The sequence below is a fragment of the Paenibacillus sp. RC84 genome (assembly GCF_041260495.1).
Lineage (GTDB): Bacteria > Bacillota > Bacilli > Paenibacillales > NBRC-103111 > Paenibacillus_F.
On sequence record NZ_JBGBYL010000007.1, the window covers coordinates 136,905 to 162,010 of the forward strand.

General features: G+C 47.0%; 20 protein-coding genes. 17 read left to right on the top strand and 3 right to left on the bottom strand.

Annotated features, from left to right (window positions below):
• Positions 1 to 311: 311 nt before the first annotated feature.
• Complete coding sequence (locus ABH899_RS17135; protein WP_369998540.1) at positions 312 to 1,355, bottom strand: LacI family DNA-binding transcriptional regulator; 1,044 nt, start codon at positions 1,353 to 1,355, stop codon at positions 312 to 314.
• A gap of 390 nt (positions 1,356 to 1,745) precedes the next feature.
• On the opposite strand from ABH899_RS17135, the gene ABH899_RS17140 reads away from it, so the two are divergent.
• The 16 genes from ABH899_RS17140 to ABH899_RS17215 all read left to right on the top strand — a co-directional run bounded on the left by ABH899_RS17140 (position 1,746) and on the right by ABH899_RS17215 (position 20,348).
• Positions 1,746 to 2,882: an ABC transporter substrate-binding protein gene (locus ABH899_RS17140; RefSeq protein ID WP_369998543.1), complete on the top strand. Its 1,137-nt coding sequence runs from the start codon at positions 1,746 to 1,748 to the stop codon at positions 2,880 to 2,882.
• Between the two features lie 16 nt (positions 2,883 to 2,898).
• Positions 2,899 to 3,834, top strand: coding sequence for a carbohydrate ABC transporter permease (locus ABH899_RS17145; RefSeq protein WP_369998546.1), 936 nt, complete (start codon positions 2,899 to 2,901; stop codon positions 3,832 to 3,834).
• A 17-nt stretch (positions 3,835 to 3,851) separates the two neighbouring features.
• Positions 3,852 to 4,676, top strand: a complete 825-nt coding sequence (locus ABH899_RS17150; protein WP_369998548.1) for a carbohydrate ABC transporter permease — start codon at positions 3,852 to 3,854, stop codon at positions 4,674 to 4,676.
• A 22-nt stretch (positions 4,677 to 4,698) separates the two neighbouring features.
• Positions 4,699 to 6,000 carry an alpha-galactosidase gene (gene melA, locus ABH899_RS17155; RefSeq protein WP_218231039.1) on the top strand — a complete coding sequence of 434 codons (1,302 nt, stop codon included), beginning with the start codon at positions 4,699 to 4,701 and terminating at the stop codon, positions 5,998 to 6,000.
• Positions 5,997 to 6,956 carry a carbohydrate kinase family protein gene (locus ABH899_RS17160; protein ID WP_369998551.1) on the top strand — a complete coding sequence of 320 codons (960 nt, stop codon included), beginning with the start codon at positions 5,997 to 5,999 and terminating at the stop codon, positions 6,954 to 6,956. The genes melA and ABH899_RS17160 overlap by 4 nt, the downstream gene beginning before the upstream one ends.
• A gap of 104 nt (positions 6,957 to 7,060) precedes the next feature.
• Positions 7,061 to 8,602, top strand: a complete 1,542-nt coding sequence (locus ABH899_RS17165) for a choice-of-anchor Q domain-containing protein (RefSeq protein ID WP_369998553.1) — start codon at positions 7,061 to 7,063, stop codon at positions 8,600 to 8,602.
• A gap of 222 nt (positions 8,603 to 8,824) precedes the next feature.
• Positions 8,825 to 10,279, top strand: a complete 1,455-nt coding sequence (gene yfmT, locus ABH899_RS17170) for a benzaldehyde dehydrogenase (protein WP_369998556.1) — start codon at positions 8,825 to 8,827, stop codon at positions 10,277 to 10,279.
• A gap of 17 nt (positions 10,280 to 10,296) precedes the next feature.
• Positions 10,297 to 11,166, top strand: a complete 870-nt coding sequence (locus tag ABH899_RS17175) for a methyl-accepting chemotaxis protein (protein ID WP_369998558.1) — start codon at positions 10,297 to 10,299, stop codon at positions 11,164 to 11,166.
• Positions 11,167 to 11,422: 256 nt separating this feature from the next.
• Entirely contained in the window at positions 11,423 to 12,097 is a 675-nt protein-coding gene (locus tag ABH899_RS17180; RefSeq protein WP_369998561.1) for a response regulator transcription factor, read from the top strand.
• Positions 12,094 to 13,461, top strand: a complete 1,368-nt coding sequence (locus ABH899_RS17185) for a sensor histidine kinase (RefSeq protein WP_369998564.1) — start codon at positions 12,094 to 12,096, stop codon at positions 13,459 to 13,461. The genes ABH899_RS17180 and ABH899_RS17185 overlap by 4 nt, the downstream gene beginning before the upstream one ends.
• Before the next feature lie 216 nt (positions 13,462 to 13,677).
• Positions 13,678 to 14,691, top strand: coding sequence for an alpha/beta fold hydrolase (locus ABH899_RS17190; RefSeq protein WP_369998567.1), 1,014 nt, complete (start codon positions 13,678 to 13,680; stop codon positions 14,689 to 14,691).
• Positions 14,692 to 14,902: 211 nt separating this feature from the next.
• A complete protein-coding gene (locus ABH899_RS17195; protein ID WP_369998570.1) occupies positions 14,903 to 15,892 on the top strand; it encodes an alpha/beta fold hydrolase in 990 nt (329 codons plus the stop codon).
• Between the two features lie 127 nt (positions 15,893 to 16,019).
• Entirely contained in the window at positions 16,020 to 16,991 is a 972-nt protein-coding gene (locus ABH899_RS17200; protein ID WP_369998573.1) for an alpha/beta hydrolase, read from the top strand.
• A gap of 140 nt (positions 16,992 to 17,131) precedes the next feature.
• Positions 17,132 to 17,686: a (2Fe-2S)-binding protein gene (locus ABH899_RS17205; protein ID WP_369998576.1), complete on the top strand. Its 555-nt coding sequence runs from the start codon at positions 17,132 to 17,134 to the stop codon at positions 17,684 to 17,686.
• A 70-nt stretch (positions 17,687 to 17,756) separates the two neighbouring features.
• Positions 17,757 to 19,733 carry an AraC family transcriptional regulator gene (locus ABH899_RS17210; RefSeq protein WP_369998579.1) on the top strand — a complete coding sequence of 659 codons (1,977 nt, stop codon included), beginning with the start codon at positions 17,757 to 17,759 and terminating at the stop codon, positions 19,731 to 19,733.
• Between the two features lie 231 nt (positions 19,734 to 19,964).
• Positions 19,965 to 20,348: a flagellar basal body-associated FliL family protein gene (locus tag ABH899_RS17215; RefSeq protein WP_369998581.1), complete on the top strand. Its 384-nt coding sequence runs from the start codon at positions 19,965 to 19,967 to the stop codon at positions 20,346 to 20,348.
• Positions 20,349 to 20,416: 68 nt separating this feature from the next.
• Here the strand turns inward: ABH899_RS17215 and ABH899_RS17220 are convergent, their stop codons facing one another.
• Together ABH899_RS17220 and ABH899_RS17225 are read right to left on the bottom strand one after the other, a co-directional pair.
• Positions 20,417 to 22,471, bottom strand: coding sequence for a serine hydrolase domain-containing protein (locus tag ABH899_RS17220; RefSeq protein ID WP_369998584.1), 2,055 nt, complete (start codon positions 22,469 to 22,471; stop codon positions 20,417 to 20,419).
• 245 nt (positions 22,472 to 22,716) lie between these two features.
• A complete protein-coding gene (locus tag ABH899_RS17225) occupies positions 22,717 to 24,078 on the bottom strand; it encodes an MFS transporter (RefSeq protein WP_369998587.1) in 1,362 nt (453 codons plus the stop codon).
• Between the two features lie 115 nt (positions 24,079 to 24,193).
• Here ABH899_RS17225 and ABH899_RS17230 point away from each other — a divergent pair, with 115 nt between their 5' ends.
• On the top strand, positions 24,194 to 25,072 hold the full coding sequence (locus ABH899_RS17230) for a LysR family transcriptional regulator (protein WP_369998590.1): 879 nt from the start codon (positions 24,194 to 24,196) through the stop codon (positions 25,070 to 25,072).
• The last annotated feature ends 34 nt before the right edge of the window (positions 25,073 to 25,106 follow it).

A 25,106-nucleotide genomic window follows, 5' to 3' on the forward strand; every position in this document is an offset into this window, starting at 1 on the left:
TATAAGTAAATTTATCATATATTTTAAGTATTTCAAGATAAAATTTTAAGTACATGTAAGTATTTTGTTGATTTACCTAAATCATTTGATCTATACAGGCTGAAATAAGGCTGGGCAGCAATCACGAGGACGAATCGAGGCCGGGATGAAGAAGTGCGAAATGAAAATTAAAAAAACAAGCCATCCTTCGCTTTAGTCCAGGATGGCTTGTTTTTATGAATAAACGGATCGGCCTTTAAGACGAGGTATCGCTCCGACCGGGAAAAATATAGACCTTGCGGAGGAGCAAGATTTTTTCCGGGCAGGCGTGTTTAGCGAGCTGCGTTGTTCTCGTCTTGAAGCTTCTGCAAACGGCGGTCGCTTGATTGGCGAAATAAAGGTTGAAACGGCAGCAAAATTTTGACGGGCAGAGGATACGGCGTCTGCATTTCCTGAAGGAGCGTTCTTGCGGCGACACTTCCGATTTCAAAGGTAGGAATATGAATAGTGGAGAGAGGAGGAACCGTGTAACGGGAAGGCTCGTTGTCGTCAAAACCGATAATGGCGAAATCTTGCGGGATTTGATAGCCCTTCTCGGAAATGGCCCGCATAGCCGCCATCGCCATAATATCGCTGGCCGCAAAAACCGCCGTAGGCAGGTGGCCGCGATGCTCGTCGATGTAATTCAGGACAAGACGGTAAGCCTGATCCGGTTCCCACTCGGCGTTAAGCACGTACTGCGGCTTAACCGCCAAACCGGCTTGCTCCAGTGCCAGCTTGTAGCCCCGGTAGCGCTTCTCCCTCCGGAATTCTCCGGACAAGCCGGTGCCCCCGATAAAGAGGATGTCCTTGTGGCCTTGATCCGTTAAATGTTGGACGGCTGTACGAGCCGCTTCGACCCGGTCATAGGAGATGGTAGGAATGTCCGGATCGGACACGTCGATTCCGACGATATGCTCCACATGCTTGCGGATATCATCATACAATTGTTTCTCGATGCCCTCGATAATAATTAGGCCTCCGATTTGATCTTTGTGGATGACTTGCTGCAAAATTTCAGGTTTTTGCAAATCTTCTTGCGTATAAGTGAACGCAATCTGATAGCCGTGAAGAGATAATTCTTTCTCTATTCCCTCGAAAATAACGGAAAAGTAGGGATGGTAGCGCCGTCCCTGCATCGTGGAAACGATACAGCCTATTTTCTTCACCGGCTCATGTGCGGGAAGCTTGACCGTGTAGCCCAGTTCTTGGGCAGCGTCCCAAATCTTCCGGCGTGTTTTGCTATGGGAGGCACGGCTGATATCGTCGGCCAGAACGCGGGAAACCGTAGAGATAGAGACGCCGACCCGGTCCGCTATATCTTTTAGTGTGGGCATGCTATGACCTGCCTTCATTTCATCTAAGATTGAACGAACCAAAATACTTACTCTCTATGTTAAGTAAAATAAAAACGCAGGTCAACTGAAAATAAGAACAAATAAATTGCAATTTACGATCAAAAAAATGCAACTAAAATGCAAAATAAATATTGACGCCTCATTTTTGTAGAGGTATTATTTCTATGTGGACGTAGAAAATTCCAGATGAAATAAAAAGAAAGGGGTTACAATTTGAAAAGAGTCCGCTTATTTTCATTTATTTCTCTATTGTTTGCATTAATTATCGTTTCGTCTTGCGCAAATGATAAAGAAACGACGGCTGATAATTCTGCAAATCCGGACGGAAAAGTAAAACTCGTTTTTTGGAGCCATCAGGAAGATGCCTTTATGAATGCGTATAAAAATTTGATTGCCGCTTATCAGGCAAAGCATCCGGAAGTAGAGATCGACTATCAATCCTTTCCATACGATGTTTACCCTCAGAAGCTAAAAGCTTCTTTCATTGCCAAAAATCCTCCGGACATCGCCGAGATGTTCGGCACCTGGGTTCCCGTCTACTCCACGAACGGGCTGCTGGCGGAAATACCGGACGGCGAACGTCTCCGGGACGGCTATTACAAAGCTCCGTTAGGGGGATATTCATTGAACGGCAAGCTTTACGGACTTCCGCTCGAATTCAATATCGAAAACGGCGGCATGCTGATCCACCCGCAAATGTTGAAAGAGAAGGGGATCGCAGGGCCTCCGTCTACATGGGAAGAGCTTGTGGAGAGCGCCCGTAAGCTGACGGTCCGGGACGGGAAAGGCATCAAAGTGAAGGGATTTGATTTTGTATCCGGCGACAATATCACCTTTACGTTCTTGTCCATGATTTTGCAGCAAAACGGGAAGTATTGGGGCGAAAACGATCATGTGAACTTTCGGACGCCGGAGGCGAAAAAAGCGATGGAAGCTCTAATCTCGCTTATCAAAGACGATAAAGTCGCGGACCTCACGACGTTCGGCGGCGAGCTTGACACCTCCGACTATTTCTTTCAGGGAAGCTCGGCGATGACGTATCGCGGACCCTGGTCCATAGCCGCCGGTTTGAATACATACAAGGCAGACGACTTCGAGTATGTGCCGGTGCCGTCTTTCACGGGGAATCCGCCCTTATACGCGGCCGAATCCGGATGGGGACTGGTAGCCGCTCAGAAAAGCAAGCAGCGGAAAGCCGCCGTCGATTTCATCGAATTCGTTTCTTCCAATGAGAATCTGCTGCAATGGAATCTGAGCACGTTTACGGTCCCCGCCAAAAAAGAGGTGGCCGAAAATCCCGAATTTCTCAAAGCCAATCCGTTTATGAAAACTTCGCTGGATATTTTGACGCTGGGAGAGTGGATCGGACCGATTACGGACCGGGATTATTTCTTCAAAGCGATCAACGATCATTTTCAATTAATGGCAAGCGGACAGGAAACCGTGGAAGCGGGTCTGAGCGGCATTGAAAAATCAATAAACGACAATCAGGATCAACACAAATGATCGGAGTGATCGGAGTATGAATCTTGAACCGGCAGCAGGCAGAACCCGAAAGATTCCACCGGCAGCCCCGTACAAAGGCCGAAAGAGCGGGCGCGCGTTCATTTATTTGTCGCTGATTCCGATTCTGCTGTTATTCGGCGCATTCGCTTTCCTGCCGATCGGCTGGAGTCTCGGGCTGTCCCTTTTCAAATATAATCCCCTCAGTTCCAACACGATTTTCGTCGGTATGGCGAACTACGTGCGGATGCTGGAAGATTCGATTTTTCTGAAATCGCTCTGGGTGACGGTAAAATTCGTCGTCGTTGCCGTTGCGGTGAATATAGCCGTCACACTGCTGATTGCGGTAGCCATTCAGCGGCTGCAGGCAGGATGGCTGCGCAATTTAATGCGCACGGTGTTTTTTCTGCCGACGATCGCTCCGCTTGCCGGAACGGCTATCGTGTGGAGCACGATGTTCAATTATAATCACGGCTTGTTCAACATGCTGCTTGAGAAGCTGCATATGGCGCCCGTCCAATGGCTGAGCGACCCGCATTATGCGCTGTATTCCGTCATTATCATGACGTTGTGGGCGGACATCGGCTACAATATCGTCCTGTTCATCGCCGGAATCGATTCCATTCCCGGGCTATATTACGAAGCCGCTCTCCTGGACGGAGCGAACCGCTGGCATTCCTTCCGATATCTGACGCTGCCGCTTCTGCGGAGAACGATGCTGTTCGTATCCGTGACTACGGTCGTCTCCTATTTTCAGGCCTTCGCCCAATTTCAGATCATGACTAAGGGAGAACCGTTTAACGAAACGAGAGTGATTGCCCTGCACATTTATGAGATGGCTTTCTCCAACTCCAACATGGGCTATGCGTCGGCGATGGCGACTGTTTTCTTGATGATCATTCTGGCCGTGACCGTCCTGCAGCTTAAATGGGGCCGCACGGATTGGGAACATTGAAGGAGGCTTGAGAATAGATGCAACGTAGAAACAGATGGCTGGACGGAGCGATTCTGATGGTACTGACGGCTGCCGGTTGTGCAATGCTGCTGCCTTATCTCTGGATGGTGCTGTCTTCGCTGAAAAGCAATATGGAAATTGTCTCCGGATCGCACACCTTGTTCCCGCAAGAGGCAAGCCTGGAGGGCTATCGCACAGTGTTTATGGACGCGCCCTTTGTAAGATGGCTGTTAAACAGCGCGGTGACATCTGTCGTCATTACGGCAGCGACTCTTTTTACGAGCGCGCTGGCCGGTTATATTTTCGCCAAACACGAGTTCAGAGGAAAAAAGATCTGGTTTCTGCTCATTCTGGCGACGATGATGATCCCGTTTCAGGTCGTCATGATCCCGACTTATTTGATCACGGCCAAACTCGGTCTCGTCAACCATTTGCTGGCGATTATTTTACCGAATCTGGTCAGCTCGTACGGGGTTTTTCTCGCCAAGCAATTTATCGAGGACATCCCGCAGGATTTGCTTGATGCCGCCAGAATAGACGGTGCGGGGGAGCTGCGGCTGATGGTTCGGATTATCGCCCCGCTTATTTTTCCCATGCTGTCGGCGCTCGGCATCTTTACCTTCATGAATTCGTGGAACAATTATTTGTGGCCGCTCATCGTATTGGACGACACCCGGAAAATGACGGTGCCGCTGGCTCTCGTTTATTTTAACGGAACGCATACCGTCAATTATAACGTCGTCATGTCGGCGGCCGTTCTTATAACGGTTCCGGTGATCATCGTCTTTCTCATTTTCCAGAAGCAGTTTATTAAAGGCTTGACGATGACCGGCATGAAATAGACCTAATAAGGAGAGAACAACCATGACCAAAATTTCAATTATCGGCGCGGGAAGCGCATTTACGCAGGAAATAGCGACAGATATTTTGCTGATCGAAGGAATAGAGGGAGGAACCCTCGCACTCGTGGATATCGACGGGGAACGGCTGGAGATTGCCCGCAAGCTGGTGGCCCGGATTATAGAGCAAACGGGGAAGAAATGGAACGTAATCGCTTCTACCGACCGCAGGGAGGTAATCGGCGGATCCCGATTCGTCATTAATCAGATTGAAGTGGGCGGGCTGCAGACCGTCCGCTACGAATACGAAATTCCGTTGAAATACGGCGTGAATCAGTGTATCGGCGATACGCTCGGGCCCGGGGGGCTGTTTAAGACGCTGCGGACGCTTCCCACCTGGATGGACATCGTACGGGATATCGAGGATTTGTGCCCGGATGCGACGATTCTCAATTATACCAACCCGATGTCGGCCGTCACGCTGCTTACGTCCCGCATCACGACGCTGCCCGTTGTGGGCCTGTGCCACTCTATTCAGAACACGTCCAGGCAGTTGTCCAAATATGCCGGCGTGCCTTACGAGCAGATGCAGTGGAAAGCGGGAGGCATCAATCATATGTCCTGGTTTGTCGAACTGACCCATGAAGGACAAGATTTGTACCCGCTGCTTCGGGAGAAAATTCAGGACCCCGAACTGCTGAAAAAAGATCCGGTGCGCTTCGACGCGATGAAATATTTGGGGGCGTTCGTATCGGAATCGAGCGGGCATTTCTCGGAGTACATTCCTTACTACCGCAAACGCCAGTCGTTGATCGACCGGCACTGCAGCTCGGGATACAACGGGGCGACCGGCTATTACGCGGACAATTGGCCGATATGGCGCAAGGAAAACGACGAGAAAATCATCGAGCAGCTCGAAGGAAAAAGGCCGCTTGAGCTTGAGCCGAGCAACGAATATGCGGCCATTATTATCGAAGGAATGCTCAAAAACGAGCCGAAAGTCATCTACGGCAACGTGCCCAATAACGGCCTGATCACAAATCTGACCGCCGACGGTATCGTGGAAGTGGCCTGCATGATCGACCGCAACGGCATTCATCCTTGTTATTTCGGCAGCTTGCCGGAGCATCTCGCCGCTTTGTGCCGCTCCAATATGGCCTTTTTCGAACTGGCTGTAGGCGCTGTGCTCCACAAGGATAAAGAGATGGCCCGCCACGCCCTGATGGTGGACCCCTTATCCGCAGCCGTATGCTCGCTCGAAGAAATCGGCGAGATGTTCGAGGAGCTGTACGAAGCGGAGCGGGACTTCGTACCGGTGCTGAAATGATACATACCGCAAGCACGAGAAAACCGGTCGTTGTCGTCGCCGGCGAGCTGAATGCGGATATAATCGTATCCGGCAGGGATGTAATACCGGAGTGGAACCGGGAGAAAATCATTGACGGATTCCAAACCGTGCTCGGTTCCTCTTCCGCGATTACCGCTTGCGCGCTGGCCAGTCTGGGGGTCGACGTAAGGTTCGTGGGAGTTGCGGGCCAGGACGATCTTGGCGCCTACTGCATCGGCGAGCTTCAGCGGATGGGGGTTAACACCGATGGAGTAACGGTACTGCCGGATGTTAAGACCGGTGTCACCTTGTCGTTCACGACTCCATCCGACCGGGGTCTCTTGACTTATCCGGGCAGTATTCCGATGTTAGTACCCGAATATATTCCGGAAAGCATTCTGTGCAAAGCGGACCATCTGCATTTCGGTTCCTACTATTTGCAGGACGGCATGAGGCCGCACTGGAAAAAGCTTTTCAAAGAGGCCCGGACCAGGGGGACGCGTACTTCATTCGATGCGGGATGGGACGTGCGCAACGAGTGGGATTCCGAGGGCATCCGTTCCCTGCTGGAGGAAACGGACTTGTTTATGCCGAGCGAGGAAGAGGCGCTGCATATTTTCGCAGCGGACCGGATCGCAGATATCCGCGAGAAGCTCGGAAGCGCAGATGGGCGGGTGGCCGTCAAGCAAGGGTCCAAAGGCGCGAGCCTTCTTGCTCCGGACGGGAGCGTCGCAACAGCCGGACCGTGCCGGGTATCTCCCCGGGATACGACAGGAGCCGGGGATTGTTTTAACGCCGGCATCATTTACGGTTCTCTCCATGGCTTGCAAGGGGAGGAGCTGCTGCAGTACGGCAACGCGTGCGGCGCACTGTCCACGCTCGGCGTCGGGGGAACGGGCAATCTGCCGACGACTGCGGCCGTCGGCAGGCTGCTCAAAGAGCAGTCAACCGCCTAAACTCGGACAGGGAGGTGAGGCCCGCACAATCTCGCAGAGATATACGCGGTTCTATTGAAGCGAATCAAAGTCCGACTATTAACCAATCAGGGAGATGATCATTCGTGCAATTCGGCAAAACGTTAATCACGGGGTTAAGTTTGGCTGTGCTTGGTTTAGGGCTGGGCATTGCTCAATCGCCGTCTGTATCGGCTTTAGGCACCGACTATTATGTGGCAGCGAACGGGAGCGATTCGAATCCGGGTACGTTAAGCTCGCCGTGGAAGACGCTGCAGCATGCGGCGGATCAAGCGGGTCCCGGCAGCACCGTGTATGTCCGGGGCGGCGTGTACAATGAGAAATTGAAGATCACGAAATCCGGCTCTGCGCAGCAAGGCCCCATCACGTTCGCGTCCTACAATTCGGAGGCCGCCGTCATCGACGGTACGGGACTTGCGGTCAGCGGAACGGAAGGGCTGATCGATCTCGCCGATGCCAGTTACGTCAACATTCAAGGATTTGAGGTCCGCAACTTCACGACGGCCAAAAGCAATGTCATGCCGGTCGGTATTTACGTGCACGGTGCCGGAGGCTTCATCAACCTGTCCGGCAACAAAGTGCATGCTATCAAGAACACGGCCGCTCCGACCGGAACCGACCTTCTGGGAAGGGACGCCCACGGCATTGCCGTGTACGGGACGAAAGCTCCCCAGTCGATCCACGACCTTACGATTGACGGAAACGAGCTGTACAATCTCGTGCTCGGATCGAGCGAATCTTTGGTTCTCAACGGTAATGTCGACACGTTCGCCGTGACGAACAACACGATCCACGATAACGACAATATCGGCATCGATGTGATCGGTTTCGAGGGCAAAGCGCCCGATGCTTCGTATGACCAGGCCAGAAACGGAGTCATCCGCGGAAATCGCGTATACAACATTTCATCCAATAACAACCCTTCTTACGGCAAAAAGCTTCCGAACAACAGCAATTCGGCAGGCGGCATTTATGTCGATGGCGGCAAAGACAACCTGATCGAGCGGAACTACAGCTACGGCAACGATATCGGCATCGAGATCGCTTCCGAACACGCGGGCAAAGCGACCAGCCGTATTACGGTCCGCAGTAATATGATCTACAACAACCGCTTGACCGGCCTGGCTATGGGAGGTTACGACAAGAAGCGGGGAGCGACGGTAAACTGCGACATTGTGAACAATACATTCTATAAGAACGACAGCTTGGGAGACGGCAGCGGGCAGTTGTATGTCCAGTACGATACTCAGAACAATGTCATTAAAAATAATATTTTCGTAGCCGGTACCTCGGATGTTCTGATCTATAATGAATATACGAAAAATTCGGGGAACATTGTGGATTATAATTTGTACTTTGCGCCAGGGGGCAGTGCCAACGCGGCCTGGACATGGAAAAATGTGACGTATAACGGTTTCGCCGCCTATAAAAAAGGCACGGGCAATGACGCCCACTCGCTGTTTGCCGATCCTTCATTCGTAAATGCGGCATCGAGCGATTTTCATCTGCGGCCGGGCTCTCCGGCAATTGACGCCGGATCGACCGAGCCGGACATTATCGGCTCGTTTGATATCGACGGAGATCCTCGTGTACGGGGTGCCGCAGTGAATATAGGGGCGGACGAATAAAACCTTCGCTGCCGAGCCAAGCGCTAGCCGCATGAAGACAACCAGCCTTTCCTTTTATAGGGAAGGCTGGTTTTGCGTGTCCATATAAACGAGCAATTAGTCTTTGCGGATTCATTTGGAACGGTGTCCTGAACAAAAGTGTAAATCTCGAGAGGCTTAACAATTTTCGGCAGCTTGTCGATATATATATTGCTATTAATTAACAAACAAAGAGGGGATTATATGGACTTCCAACAGTTAGGCAAACAATTTATAGGCGGCGAATGGAGAGACGGCAAGAGCGCTAAATCGATGCCTGACATTAATCCGTATAATGATGCGGTTATCGCCACTTTTCAAATAGCCAACGTTGCAGACATAGACAATGCTTATCAAGCTGCCTATAAAGCTAAGCTGGATTGGGACAAGGTTAACCCTTACAAGAAACGCGACATTCTTGAAAATGCGGTTACATACATAGAAGCTCATGAGGAAGAAATTACGTCCCTTATTATTCAGGAGCTGGGTGGAACGCGTCTGAAGGCTGCCTTTGAGATCGGTCTTGTGAAAAATATGATTAAGGAAGCGGCAACGTTCCCGCTTAGAATGGAGGGCAAGATTTTGCCTTCCGTAGAGGACGGTAAAGAGAACCGGCTGTACCGGATCCCCGCCGGCGTGGTTGGGGTTATCAGTCCGTTTAATTTCCCGTTCTTCTTGTCTATGAAGTCGGTTGCTCCCGCGCTGGGTGCAGGCAATGGCGTAGTGCTGAAGCCGCATGAGGATTCACCGATTACAGGCGGAACGCTTATCGGCAAGATTTTCGAAGAAGCGGGTGTACCGAAGGGCCTGTTGAATGTTGTGGTGACAGATATTAAGGAGATTGGCGATGCGTTCGTCGAGCATCCGATTCCTAGAATCATTTCCTTCACGGGTTCGACTAAAGTGGGAAGTCATATCGGCCAACTGGCCGTCAAGAACTTCAAAAAGCCGCTGCTGGAGCTCGGCGGCAACAGTGCGTTCATTATCCTAGAAGATGCGGATATCGACTACGCGGTACAAGCGGCGACATTCAGCAGATTCACGCATCAAGGCCAGATCTGTATGTCGGCTAATCGGATTCTTGTACAGAAGACGATCTATCCGGATTTTGTGGATAAATTCAAGGAGAAGGTCTCCACGCTTACAACAGGTGATCCGAGTGATCCGAAGACGATCATTGGTCCTGTCATCAACAATCGTCAAGCCGAAACATTGGAGAAGCTGATCGCAAGCGGAATCGAGCAGGGCGCTGCTGTGCTGGTGCAGGGGAAGATTACCGGAAGAATGGTAGAGCCTACCGTCCTCGTCAATGTCAAACCGGACATGGATGTTGCTCAAGATGAGTTGTTTGGCCCGGTTGTGTGTATCATGCCGTTCGAAACCGAAGAGGAAGCCATCGAAATTGCCAACGATACACGTTTCGGGCTTAGCGGGGCTATTCATACCTCCAATCTTGAGCGCGGAGTAGAAATGGCGAAGAAGATCCACACCGGTATGATCCATGTGAACGATGTCACCATCAATGACGAGCCGATTGTGGCTTTTGGCGGAGAGAAGCAGTCCGGCTTGGGCCGTCTGAACGGCGAATGGAGCTTGGATGAATTTACGACGCTGAAGTGGATTTCGGTTAATTACGGACAAAGGAAATTCCCGTATTAAGGGCTGGGGGAGAAAGCATGAATATTGAGACTGAAGGACAAACACAGCATGAGCTGATCAGAGCCTTTGTAAAGGTAGCTCCACTGCTCAAAAATCTCACTAATGATGACATCACAATCGGCATTTATGACACAGAGAAGCTGATCATCAACATTCCGGGCAATACCTTCTCGCTGAATGTCAGCCCGGGGGACCCTCTAATGGAGGGAGACATTGTGACAAATGCGATCCGAAATAATACGGCATTATCGGCTGTCGTTCCGAAAGAGCTGTTCGGTTTTCCGCTTGCTGCACGCGCCATCCCGCTGCATGACGAGCAGGGCAGGGTTATCGGCGGTGTAGGCATGGGTACAAGCCTCGAGAAAGCGAATAAGCTTTTTGAGATGGCCGAAAGCTTTTCCGCAATTGTCGAACAAACAACGGCGTCCATCGGAGATATCAGCCAATCCGTTTCTAACCTTACCGACCGTGTGACCGACGTAACGAACCAAATGAAAGACGTTAGCTCCAGTGCGCAGCAGATCGGTAAGATTTCCACTGTCGTTAAGGAGATTTCGGATCAGAGTAACATGTTGGGGCTTAATGCTGCCATCGAAGCGGCAAGAGCCGGGGAAGTGGGAAGAGGCTTCTCCGTCGTTGCCGATGAGATCCGGAAGCTCGCGACCAGTTCCAAAGAGAATGTGGACCAGATTAATGGCATTACTAAGAATATTCAAGAACTTTTGCTGCGGTTAAACCATACTTTTTCTGATATCAACACGCTAACCGATACCCAGTCAGGGGCGATTCATGAATTCTCTGCAACGATCCAGGAGATAAGTATTAAAGCAGAGGAATTAGCGCAGGTTGCTGAAGAAACACTTTATTCCAAAGAGAACAGGCAATAGGAAAGTAACGATTTTCTCTTTTGAACGATTCAAAAAGAAGAAGTGCAGTTGTTATGCACTTCTTTTTATGTTTTTTCTTTTATACGGGGTTAATTTGTAAGAAGTTCTAAGTCCAGATAATGACAGAGGACAACATGATGGCAGCCAAGCTAAACGAGGGCGGCGTAGAAATAATAGGAGAAGGGTATATCAAATCTATGTATAGTATAATAATATGTACTACTGTCTAGGATGGAAAACAGGAATGAGGGAACAGATGCCTACTATACTGGTTGCAGATGACGATGCGAACATTCGCGAACTCGTCTGTTTGTTTCTACGCAACGACGGGTTCGCAACAGCGGAAGCGGCAGACGGCAAGGAAGCACTGACCGTCTATGCCTCGACGCATATTGATCTTGTCGTGCTCGATATTATGATGCCGATTATGGATGGCTGGACATTATGCAAGGAACTTCGAAGGGCCAACCCTGATCTTCCGTTACTTATGCTGACCGCGAGAGGCGAAACATGGGAGAAAGTGAAAGGTTTCGAACTTGGGACGGACGATTATTTGACCAAACCATTCGATCCGTTGGAGTTAACGGTTCGTGTTAAGGCATTATTGAAACGATACCGGATTGGCTCCACGCAAACGATCCAGTTCGGCAATGTCATTCTTGATCGGCAGACCTATAAGGTAATGAGAGGGACGGAGTCGCTCACGTTGCCGCTCAAGGAGTTTGAACTCCTGTATAAGCTTGCCGGAACACCCGGACAAGTCTATACGCGCGGGCAGTTGATCGATCAAATTTGGGGGATCGATTACGTCGGAGATGATCGAACGATAGACGTGCATATTAAACGCCTGCGCGAACGATTCGCGACTACACCCGATTTTCGTATCGAAACGGTGCGCGGGCTTGGCTACCGGCTTGAGGTCTGCGAATGATCAGATCCTTATATATACGTGTTGTCCTGACATTTCTAGTCAGCGTCATCGCAGGCACGGTCATTGCTTTTTTTGTGTCGACTTGGATATTCGAAGATAAATTAAACTTAAACGCGCAAATCAACTTACGTAACTTTGGCCAAGACATTGTCCGGATTTATAAAACCCTTCCGTTACGTGAAGCGGATTCTTTCGTAAGCGAAATGAAGCAGCTCGATTCCTATCATATTCGAATTTACGAAGCAACGGGTGAGTTCCAGTCTTACGGAAAGCTTAACGGACATAAGTCTGCCCCTGTGACGATGGAGCAGCTAAAAAAGGTAATTGATGGCGGCGTTGTTCAAGCCACGCCAAATGGGATTGCTTCGGTCCTCTTAGGGTTGCCGTTGAAAACAGAAATGGGAACAAAGGCGATGTTTTTGGAAACCCTCGCCCCCCCTTCCGCCACTTTTGTCGCCAGTTGGGCAATAATCTTTGCAACCTGTTCGTTGATCGCAGGAAGCTTATTGATTCTGGTTGCCTCTATATTCTTAGTAAGGCCAATCAAAAAGCTGACAAAAGCAACCAAGCGGATAGCCGCTGGAGACTTCAACGTCAAGCTGAATATTAAGCAGTCGAGTGAGCTGGGTACGTTGGCTCGCAGCTTCGAAGACATGATGCACGATTTGAAGCAACTTGAGCAGATGCGCAGGGAATTCGTGACGAACGTGTCCCACGAGGTGCAGTCTCCGCTCACTTCGATATCCGGTTATGCTTCAGCACTCAAGCAAGTAGGTCTCTCTGATCATGAACGAAGCCGCTATCTGGATATTATTATCGCTGAAGCGAAGCGGATGTCCAAAATGAGCGATAGCCTGCTCAAGCTGAGTTTGCTGGAATCGCAGTCACGGCAACTTCGTTTGACCACCCTTAGCCTCGATGAACAGATCAGACGGGTCATCGTTGCGCTCCAGCCGCAATGGAATGCTCGCAGGCTGCAGTTTGAGCTTGATTTAGATACGATACAAGTAACGGCGGATCATGAGCTATTAAACCAGGTATGGACGAATATTATCGGCAATAGCATCAAATTTTCCGAGGATGGCGGCATGATTAACGTAAGTGTCAGACAAGATATCAAAAACGTGACAGTCCGAATATCTGACACCGGTATCGGCATCCCCCTTGAGGACCAGAAGCGTATATTTGAGCGATTTTTCAAGGCTGATCGTTCCCACAGTCGCAAGGTTGACGGGAGCGGGATGGGACTTGCCATCGTTAAACAGATCGTATCGCTGCATCAAGGCGACATTCGAGTAGAAAGTGAGCTTGGTCAAGGAACGACCTTCATTGTCGCCTTGCCAATCACTCCGCCAACTGATTAATTGGATTCACCGGGTATCCATCGGATTGACTAGACCGCGTTCTCCATACTGCTGCGGCCCACATGCAAACTTCCTTGTATGTGGGCCGCAGCATTTTTTACTTGTTCATATTCCGTTCATATTGCGGTCATGGAGAGTACATCTTCATCGTATATGCTTTCCTTAACGACCCGTTAAGGCAGCCCAATACAGAGATAACGATAGGAGAAGGTGTGAGTGAAAATACAAGAGGTGGAGAAAATGAACTTGGACACAACAACAAGCAAAAAACCAGCTAATAAGATGAAAAAATGGCTTATCGTTTTACTTAAAATAGTTGCAGCATTCGTTATGGCAATCGTCGTTTTTCTAGCCATTGTTTTTGTCGTTGATAAGATCAGCAGTAAATCAGAGGAAGGAAAAATAAAACCCTATGGTCAGTCTGTAACAGTAGATGGGAAAAATATGAATGTTTTGATTCAAGGACAAGGCGAAGAAACCGTCGTGCTACTACCGGGTTTGGGAACAGGAACACCAGCACTTGATTTTAAACCGCTAGTAGAAGAGTTATCACCATTTTACAAAGTCGTAGTGGTTGAGCCTTTTGGTTATGGATTAAGTGATGGAACGGATAAGGAACGAAGCACAGAAAATATTGTAAGTGAAATTCATGAAGCTTTACAGCGTCTTAACATTGACCGATATATTCTAATGGGTCACTCCATTTCGGGTATTTACGCACTAAATTATGTGAACAAATATGAACACGAAGTGAGTGCATTTGCCGGGATCGATAGCAGTGCTCCAAAGCAATACGGGAATAAGGTTGTTGAATCTCCAATACCTTCTTCAGTAATTACTCTACTCAAAGAATCAGGTTTAGGCAGATTGATAATGAAACTAAGTGCTGACCCATATGCTGCACTACCCGTTGATGATGAAACAAAAGAACAAATGAGAATTCTTTCTTACAAAAACTTTAGAAATCCCACCATTGTGAATGAAATAGAAAATAGGTCTCCTAATTTTAAAGCGGCTGAAAATTTAACATTCCCAAAAAACCTGCCTGTCATTTTCTTTTTACAACCGGATAGTGCAGCACTTGAAGGATGGTCAACCCTACATGAAGAGCAAGTAAAAGATTCTGTACATGGGAAAGTGATGACATTTGAAGGAACCCATTATTTACACCATACCCAATCAAAAGAAATCGCTGAAAACTTCAGAGCATTTATGGAAGGAATCAAATAAGAAAAGTTGTTGATTCGGATTGTCAAACGCTGACCCCGTATTCTCCATGCTACGTCGTCACATGCGAGCTTCCTTGCATGTGACGACGTAGCTTTTTTTTTCTTGTTCATCCTCCGTTCATATTGTCGACATAGGGAGTACATTTTCATCGTATAAGCTTGCCTTAACGGCCCGTTTAGGCAGCTCTATAAACAGATGAGGACAGGAGACGATGAGAGTGACACAAACAGAAGAAATGAAAATGAGGCATGGAACAAGAACTAATAAAGTGCGCACCATTTTGCTTAAAGTCATAGGAGCGATCCTTATAGCAATCGTGCTTTTGCTAGCTATTGTTTATACAGTTCATACAATCAGCACTCATTCGGAGCAAAAAAGATTAGAGCCCTATGGTCAGCACGTAGCGGTAGATGGGAAAAATATGAATGTTACCATTCAAGGACAAGGCGAAGAAACCGTCGTGCTCCTGCCTGGTTTTGGAACAGCAGCACCGGCTCTTGATTTTAAACCGCTAATAGAAGAGCTATCACCCTTTTACAAAGTCGTCGTGGTTGAGCCATTTGGTTATGGATTAAGTGATCTAACCGATAAGGAACGAAGCACAGAGAACATTGTGAGTGAAATTCATGAAGCCCTGCAGGGTCTTCATATTGAGCGTTATGTTCTAATGGGCCACTCCATTTCAGGGATTTACGGACTAGATTATGTAAACAAGTATCCAAACGAAGTGAGTGCATTTGTCGGGCTCGATAGCAGTGTTCCAACGCTAAGCGAGAAGAGGTTTTCATCTTCAGAAATAGAAACGGTTAAACTACTCAAAAAATCAGGTTTCTCCAGATTGCTAATGAAACCGGATACCGACGTATATGCTGAACTACCCTATGATGATCAAACAATAGAACAAATCAGAATTCTTATGTACAAAAACATGGTTAATTCCAACCAATTGAATGAAATTGAATATATGTATTCTAATTTTACAAGGGCTGAAAATTCAACATTCCCCAAAAATCTTCCTGTTATTTTCTTTATCCAAGCGAATCATCCAGCAACGGATCGATGGATACCCGAGCACGAAAAGCAAATAAAAGATTCTGTACTTGGAAAAGTGGTCCTACTGGAAGCAGGACATTATTTATATCGTTCCCATTCCAAAGAAATCGCAGAGAACTTTAGAGAATTTATGAAAGAAATAAAATAAGTCATCCTAATCTTGTTCATCCTCCGTTCATATTGTCGTCATAGGGAGTACATCTTCGTCGTGTAAGCTATCTGTAGTAACCCGTTTTGGCAGCCAGATAAACAGATAAAGATAGGAGAAGATGAGTATGGAACTAAAAGCAGAGGTAATAAAAAAGAGGATGAGTAAGCCGCTTCGAATGATACTTAAATCATTAGGAGCTATAGCTATATTAATCGTACTTTTTCTAGCCATTGTTTTTATTGTTGATAAGGTCGCTAGTAAATCGGAACAAGAAAAAATAGAACCCTATGGTCAGTCTGTAACCGTCGATGGGAAAAAAATGAATGTTTTGATTCAAGGAAAAGGTCAAGAAACGGTAGTGCTTCTGCCTGGTTACGGAACAGCCGCACCAGCACTTGATTTTAAGCTGCTTATCGATGAATTATCGCCATACTACAAAGTTGTTGCGATTGATCCTTTCGGTTATGGATTAAGTGATAGAACCGAAAAAGAGCGGAGCACAGAGAATATTGTAAGTGAAATACATGAAGCCTTACAGCAGCTTCATATAGACCGGTACACGCTAATGGGCCATTCCATTGCAGGCATTTACGGATTGGATTATGTGAACAAATATCCAAACGAGGTGAGTGCATTTGTCGGAATCGATAGCAGTGTACCCACACAACCGGGTATGGATGTTAAATTCCCATTAACCATGTTTAAATTTCTTAAGCAATCAGGCCTTCAAAGATTCATCGTGAATGTAGGCAGTGACCCATATGCATCCTTATTATTTGAGGATAAAACAAAGGAACAAATGAAGATGATTATGAATAAAAACGCGAATAATAACACGATGTTAAATGAAATGAAAAATATTTCTTCTAACTTTAAGGGGGCTCAAAATTTAACATTCCCTAAAAATCTTCCCCTTCTTCTCTTTGTACAAGCGGATAATACAAGTGTAGAAGGATGGATACCTCTGCATGAAGGGCAAATAAAAGATTCTGTACATGGAAAAGTAATAACAATGGACGGATCCCATTATTTACACCATACCAAATTCAAAGAAATCGCTGAAAATTTTAGAGAATTTATGAAAGGAATAAAATAACCCCTCTTAAAAAGGTCTCTAAACCCTAATAAACCGCCCTATGGGCAGGTTATTAGGGTTTGTTTACTTAACTTTATTGATAATCATTATCAGTCAAGGTATAATAAAACCGATTTCCATGTAAAACGCCGGATCTCACGTTGGATAATCTGACCGTTCAAATGTATACCGCTTCTTATAATGACCGCGAATATTATGCGATTAACTTTTTATTGACCAATCTTGAGCTTCATGACGGACCTGACGAACCGCTGGAACGCGCAAGCTGGACGGAAGAGAAGCTGAGCCGCTTTTTATCCCAGACCGTGCGGCCGGTTTTTGAGACGATTGCAAAAGCGGGCACCTTAAAGACGGGCATGCTGTGGAGCCAGTTGCCGACCATGCTTGAGTACGGGTACGAAAGGCTGATGGAATCCGAAGAATGTGAGACTGTCATGCACCGGATGACGAGAAACTACGAGATTGTGAAATCATTGAACGGGGCTGTTTTTGGAAAAAGCAAAAATCCGCTCAACGTCAAATTTCGTATGACCCAATCAAAGGCCTCTCCCGATAAGCAAGTACGGTTGAAAGCAGCTTGCTGTCTGTATTATCTGGTTGATGGCGGCCATTACTGTTTTACTTGCCCTCGGGTCAAAGAAACTGAGCGTGACAAATGGCGTGAAGAATACAGAGAAGAGCAGAAAGCTAAATAAACGGCCCCCAAAGAACCATCTCCTTTCGATTCGGCGAAAGAAAATGGTTTTTTTGCGGACGGGAAAAGGAGTGGACCACTTGAAATTAGAGGATCACATGATGCTATGGAATCAGGTTTTTATAAAGATCATGGATGTTCGACATACAGCCATGGAGCAGGGAGAAGCGCTGCGAGCTTATCGGCTGCCTGTCAGCGCATTCCTCTATACGATACGTGGAAGTGCTCAGGTATGGCTGGACGGAAATGCCCACGTGGCCAAAGAGCCCTATATTTTTCATGGGGGGAAGGGTATGAATTTGACTATTTTGGCAAGCGATGAGCTGGAATATTATATGATCTTGTACAAACCGATTCTGCCTTTGCCTAATCGCCAGGAATTTGTGCACTTGATGGGAGAGGATAATCCTTTTCACTTTCAATATGCTTTTGCTCCAAGCCATCCTTTAGCTTTATTTGATAAGCTTGTACGGTTGGAGAAAGAGTGGGATCAGACCCATGCATTGGATAAGCTGCATGTCAAAGCGATTTTTTATCAATTCGTCTATGAACTGTTAAGGCAACTGGATCAACAAAGGATTAGACCCGTAAGGCCTAATCTGGCTTCACTGGCCGCTCATTACATACATGAGCATTACGCTGAGACGATTACGCTGGAATCGCTGGCCCAAGCGCTTGATTGCAGTGAAGGACATCTGTCCAGGCAGTTCAAGAGTGAGATGCAGAATAGTCCGATTCACTATCTAAATCAAGTGCGAATGAACAATGCTATACGGCTGCTGATGCGAACGGACGCAACTTTGCAGGAGATCGCGGAACAGGTTGGCTTTATGGATGCGCATTCCTTAAGCCGCAGCTTCAAAAAATATAAGGGACTATCTCCTGCCCGCTTTAGGAAAAAGCATGCTCATGATTGGCAAGATCGGGAATTGCCATTATCTATGGATGGAATTGCCGTTCTGCAAACTAATAATCCTCTCTATAATGATATTGAAAATCATTATCAATACAAAACGGGGAGAGAGTTATTGATGCAAAGAAGAACGAAGATAGCGGTCATGGCCTTGGTAATGTGTATTTCTTTATTGGTGAGTGCGTGCGGGAATACGGCACATCCAAACGTTAATTCGCAAGGCTCGGCAAATAAGACGGAACAGTCTAATCAGCAAGCAGCGGCGACAGTAAAAACAAGAATAGTATCTACCCAGAAGGGAGATATAAAGATACCGGCTGAGCCTAAACGAGTGGCCTCCGATCAATATTTCGGCTATTTATTGAAACTGGGTATAGTACCGGTCGGAGTTAGAAGCATCATGCTCAACGAGGCGTGGATCAGTAAATCGGGCCTACCGGAAACCGTTATGGCCGGCATTGAAGATCTCGGCGATTTTCCGATGAATCCGGAGAAATTAACCTATCTGGAGCCGGATTTAATTATAAGCTCAATCGAAGAGAATATTGAGCTTTACGAGAAAATCGGAACTACCGTATTCTTGCCCTACTGGGAAGATAATTCAACTGCAGGACCCATAGATAAATTCCGCAGAATTAGTAAAATATTCGGCAAGGAACAGGCAGCGGAGGAATGGATAGCTGAATACGAGCAGAAAGTAGCGGATGCTAAAAAGAAAATTGCCGGAATCATCAAAGAAGGGGAGACCGTTTCGATCGTGCAATTCGGGTGGAATGGGCTGTATGTTCTGGCAGCGGAAGGCGGTAATTACGGCAGTTCAACGATCTATCAAATGCTGCGGCTGCCTCCTACGAAACAAGCTCTCCAAATGAAAGATGGATTTGCGAAGGTTTCTCTTGAAGTGCTTCCCGACTATTTAGGTGATCATGTGTTTGTCTACGGCGCAGAAGACAAAGGGGCAGAGAAAATCTTAAACAGTCCGGTATGGAAAGGTGTTCCTGCCGTTAAAAAAGGCCAGGTGTACTATTACGGTTCCTCCGGAGAGAAACAAGATGAGTTTGTAATGGAGGATCCATATTCGCTGGAGCTTCAACTGGACAAGGTTGTGAAGGTTTTATTGGCTGGGCAAAAGTAGAAGCTTACTAAACAACTTTCAAAAGCCGGAAAAGCGGGAGCAAGTCAAATGGATTTGTTCCCACTTTTTAAATCAAAACGATTGTCTTCTTTGTAATATTTTCTAGTATTTAAAATATATGGATAGGCTAATGGTTTCATGCTATAATCCTCTAAACAGGCAAATTATGGGTTTTAGGCTGAGTATTCTGCTCAGGATGAACCCGTTTTTTCCAAAAAGGAGATGGATAAAATGAAAAGAAGATTTAGTATGATTTTAGTATTTTTGACCCTTTTATTTTCCATATCTTCAACGGCAGCGGCAAGCGGCGAAGAGGAAGTGTATAGTTACCGATTTACATTTCAAGGACCGCTGTGGACTTTTAACTATAATCTGAATGCTTATTATTCGGGAAGCGGCAGCACCCCTAGCTTGAAGGCAGCATTATTTAAAGTACATTCATGGGGAGAAGAAGATCTGGACAGAGAGGAGCGCTTCTTTCCTCTTTATTACTCCCCCCGCTCATTTGCTGCAAGCGCGCAATTTCTTCCTTTAGTCACCGGGAGTGAATACGTAATTCGGGTGTACTCTACAGCTCCAAGATCGGATTGGAGTGTATCCATTACTCCATTCTAAATCCTGTAGAAACCTGTGTCACAGGCGAGTCAAGTCCGCAAAAAATCGCGGGCTTTTTCTTGTTAGATCTAGTTATTCTTCAGATCAATTTTAAATACATCCCCTGCGTTGCCGCCAAAAACGATCATCCCGCCTTCAGGCAGTACTACCGAATGCATGCCGCTTACCTTTGAGAAGTTCACGACCGTTCCCTTCGCGTCATAAACGGCGAATCCCCCGCTTGCCGGAGCCTTAACGGTTAACACTCGATTGGCTGATTTTTTATCAATTTTATACCAGACGGCCTTTCCATCAGAAGGTATGCTGCGAATTCCGGAGTTTGCTTGGGAAAAGGGCTGAATCGCATCTTCACGGATATAGGCCTGTCCATGGGTTGATAGATATTCCTTATGGTTCTTTTGATAGAAATTCAAGTCAAAAACATCTCTCCCGGAAATAACCGGAATAGCGGCTGCATTCACTGCTTTATTCCCGCTAACAATTTTAGTGCCGGATGCGTATCCATGACCGGTATCGACGGATATTTTGATGGTCACACCCGCTTGGTTGATATAACGGACGGAAGTTATCTTTTCATCCACTGCGTAGTAGTTTTTCCCGTTTCGATGTTCCCACACCGTTTTAGTCGTCTGATCGAGCGGGTTAGGGTCTAATTTTTGAAAATCATAGGTTACGATGACGATTTGACCTACGCCGGGAAAATTCAAATAAGTGTTAAGCTTTAAATAGGTTTTTCCGTTTTTCGCTAGGTCAAAGCTCAGGGTCACATTCCCGTCGTTGTTTTTGAATTGTCCGCTGCCCGTATACACATATTTTTGAGCCGGTATGACTTCGCCCAGAAGAGCAGGCAAATCAATCTCTCCGTTCTTGATCTCCAAATCTGCCGTTTTACCTACGGAACCGTATAATCCGGAATAAGCCTGCATATCCGAAGGCATATCCACTTTCACGGGCGGTTGAAATGTCTTCTCAGGCAAAATCTCTTTAATGATGCCTTTGGCTTTTGCATATTCCAATAAAACATTCGAAGCGAAAGCGGTATTGTGGATAGAAGTCCCTCCCGACGAAAGCACGGCGATGGAAATATCATGTTCGGGCAGGGAAGCCAAGACAGCGTGATACGATTGCGTATCACCGCCCTTGGATAATGCCGTTATTCCGTAATCATCAAAGGGCGTTAAACGGACGGCATCCCAGCCAAGACCATAATTAATAGTGTTGTTCTCTTCGGGGACCCATACGCCGTTCAGATACTCATGACTTTGCATGGCTTTGACCGACTTCTCGGATAGAATATCAGTTCGGTTGCCGATCAGGACTTCACCGAACTTGCTTAGTTCCTCGGCTGTGGAGTAAAGGCCACCTGTTCCGAGGACATTGACATTTTCGACGGGTAAAGCTTGATCCACCGCGGGATTATAGATTTTTGCGAGCCTGTTTCTGTCAAAGGAATCAAGTGGTGTTTTAGTTGAGGTTAATTGAAGTGGTTTGCTTACATGAGTTTCGAGGAATCTGCTGTAGCTTAACCCGCTCACGCGTTCAACCAAGAGTTCAAGCAGTTGGAAGCCGTCATTGCAATATACCGAAAATTCACCCGGGTTTGCTTTTAAGTGTTCTGATTTTAACTTTTCCAGTAATTCATCATGATTTCTCGTATCATTGTCATCGAACATCGTACCGTTGCCATAGTGGCTGCCGTAAAGTCCCGATGAATGATTCATTAGCATGCGCGGTGTAATCTTTTTGTATCGTTCATCCGCCATTTTAAATTCCTTGATATAGGTGGTCAGCGGTTTATCGAGTTCAATTTTCTTAGAATCGGCTAACATCATCGCTGCAGCGGTAACATACATCTTACTTACCGAGCCGATGCCAAACATGGTGTTTGGGGTGATCGGCTGCTTGTTAGCTTTGTCGGACACACCGGCGCTGTCGGATAAAACAAGGGATCCGTGATCTCTGATTGCATACTGTATCCCGCTTGCGCCATAACCGGACACGATCTTCAACGCAAGCTCTTTGGCTTTTTCTTTTACAGGATCATGATTCGTTTGAGCAAAAACAGAGGTGGCCGGAATAGTTAGCAGCATAGCGGTTATGAATACCGAAACCATTTTTTTCATGAATAAATCCTCCTTGTAGGTATTACTAGATTTTACTAGCTAAATTGATCATACAAGGGAGAAGACTTTTTTATAAAAAAATCATCCTGAAACGAAAAAAACAATCCCTAAACAACATTTTGTTTAAGGATTGTTCGTTATCGAGAAGTTTTTTTATCACGGAGTTCACAATAAGTTTCTCGATATAGCCCGAAGTGGTCATATTTTTTTTGTTATAAGTATTTTACATTAGGAAAGAAATTTTTTTAGCGGAGCCGCCGGCTCATGAATACCAAAGACAATGCAATTACCGTGAGGATAATCCCAAGCGTTCGAAATCCCTCGAAGCTGAAATTACCTCCCATGACAGTGCCAATCAACAGAGAAGAGAGAATGGTTCCGAAGTATCTGGATGTGTTAAATAATCCGGATGCTACACCGATTATTTCTTTCGGTGAACGTTGGAACAAGGCCGCTTGCATACCGACATTGTTTAACCCGTTGCTAATGCCGAATGCGGCCAAAGCCAAACACACGCTGATAACCGGTGAAGTTGGATTCAATGTCACGAGCCACACCGACCCGAATGTCATTAAGATTGCGGACAGGAACAATGCCGGTCTGGGCCCTGATTTATCAATCCATCGACCTGCCAATGGAGAAGCAGCGAGCGAACACACGCCTAAACATAACATAAGAATTCCTGTATGGAATTCGCTTACATGACGCACCGTTTGCAAGTAGGACGGAATCCCGAAAAAGAGCGAGTAATAAAGTACGTTAACGAGCATGAACTCGACATTGACCCAGGTTATCGCAGGATATTTGGCGAATGTGCGCAAAGGAATAAAGGGTGACGCCGTTTTTAGCTCGTGTCGTACGAAAGCCAAAAGCAGAATGAGGCCTGTCAGCCCGACAATGCCATTTCCTAATGTGATATGCCCGGATGATTTGACCGAGAGTAGTCCAACGAGCAGGGCAACCAGTCCCACTGTGAACAGCAGGATCCCTGACGCATCAATCAAATGCAACCATTTACGAAAGGACATGCCCCGTGTAACGGATGCTGGCGGTTCGTCCTTAGGAATCGTCCTCCAAGCCAATAGAAAGCCGGCGACCGTAAACGGAATATTGACGAAGAAGATAGCGGGCCAATCCCACAAATGAATCAAGATTCCGCCAATAAAGGGGCCAATGGCTGCCGCTCCCGATAGGAATATGGACAAAACAGACAGCGCAGTCGCTTGATTCTCCGTAATAGACATGCGAATGATGGCCATTCCAACCCCAACCATCATGCTTGTTCCGACAGATTGCACAATGCGGAACCCGATAAGCCACCCGAAGTTTGGTGAAAGTGGAGCTGCCATGGATGCAAAGAAAGCTACAAGAAGCCCGGTAAGAAATATCTTCCTGCGACCGAATAGATCGCTGGCCTTTCCCATGACAGGTTGAGCGACAGCACTTGCAATGTAGAATGAAAAAATAATCCAGGAAACACGTGTAAAGTCAAGATGAAATACATTTTGCAGATTTGGAATAGCAACCGAAACCATCGATGAATTTAACGGGTTGAGCAGGATCCCCAGTCCAACGGAAATCATCAACCACCAGCTGCGGGCATTCATTAGTGGAGTCCCCCTAAAGTGTTTTAATGATAGCCTACTTGAAAAGAGGTATTTACTCCAACGCATTTCATGTTATGATTTCATAGACTTGAAGGAATATATGGGGGGGTAGGAAATGGAACTTCTTCAATTGCACTATTTTCTTGCGGTAGCTCGATTGGAACATATGACCGAAGCAGCGCGGAGTTTGCACGTTACTCAATCGTCGCTGAGCAAAACGATTCAACGTCTGGAAGAGGATCTGGGGGTCCCTTTATTCGATCGAACAGGCAGGAAACTGCGCTTGAATGAATTCGGAAGCAGATTCCTTCGTCGTGCGGAAAGGGCTTTGTTTGAATTGAAAGAGGGGAAGCAGGAGATGAGGGATTTATCCGGCCTGGAACCTAGCACACTTGAATTGGCGGTGACCACCGCAAGCACGCTGCCTCCTATTCTTCGAGAGTTTCGGAAAAAAATGCCGGATATCCAATTTCATGTCCAAATGCTTACGACGCAGGAAATGGTAACGCTTCTTCATAGGGGAGAGGTCGATTTCTGTTTGTCTTCACCTCCGATAGAAGGGGAAGATATTGAATGTCAAATCGTGTGCAAAGACCCGATCCTTGTAGCTATTCCGAAGGGACATCGGCTGGCCGACCGAAGCAGCGTATCCTTGAAGGAACTTAGGGAGGAATGGTTTGTCGGTGTAAAGCGAGGCTACGGTACTCGCGATTTAGTGGATTCAGTATGCGAATCGGCCGGATTTGCGCCTAAATATGTATATGAGGGAGATGAACCCGCAAGGCTGAGCGCTCTCGTGGAAGCCGAAATTGGCATAGCCTTCCTACCAAGCACGGCACGGAATTCGCGGGAAAAAATCCACTATCTCCAAGTAGAGGACCACGAGCTAGTAAGGGAGATCGCTTTAATAGGGCACAAGAGCCGTTACATTTCGCGGGCTGCTTTGGAATTCCGTAACGTCGTTGTAGACTATTTCGGGACGAACCCGAAATAGATGAGTTAAAAGCGGAGCTGAAGTAGTGAAAAAT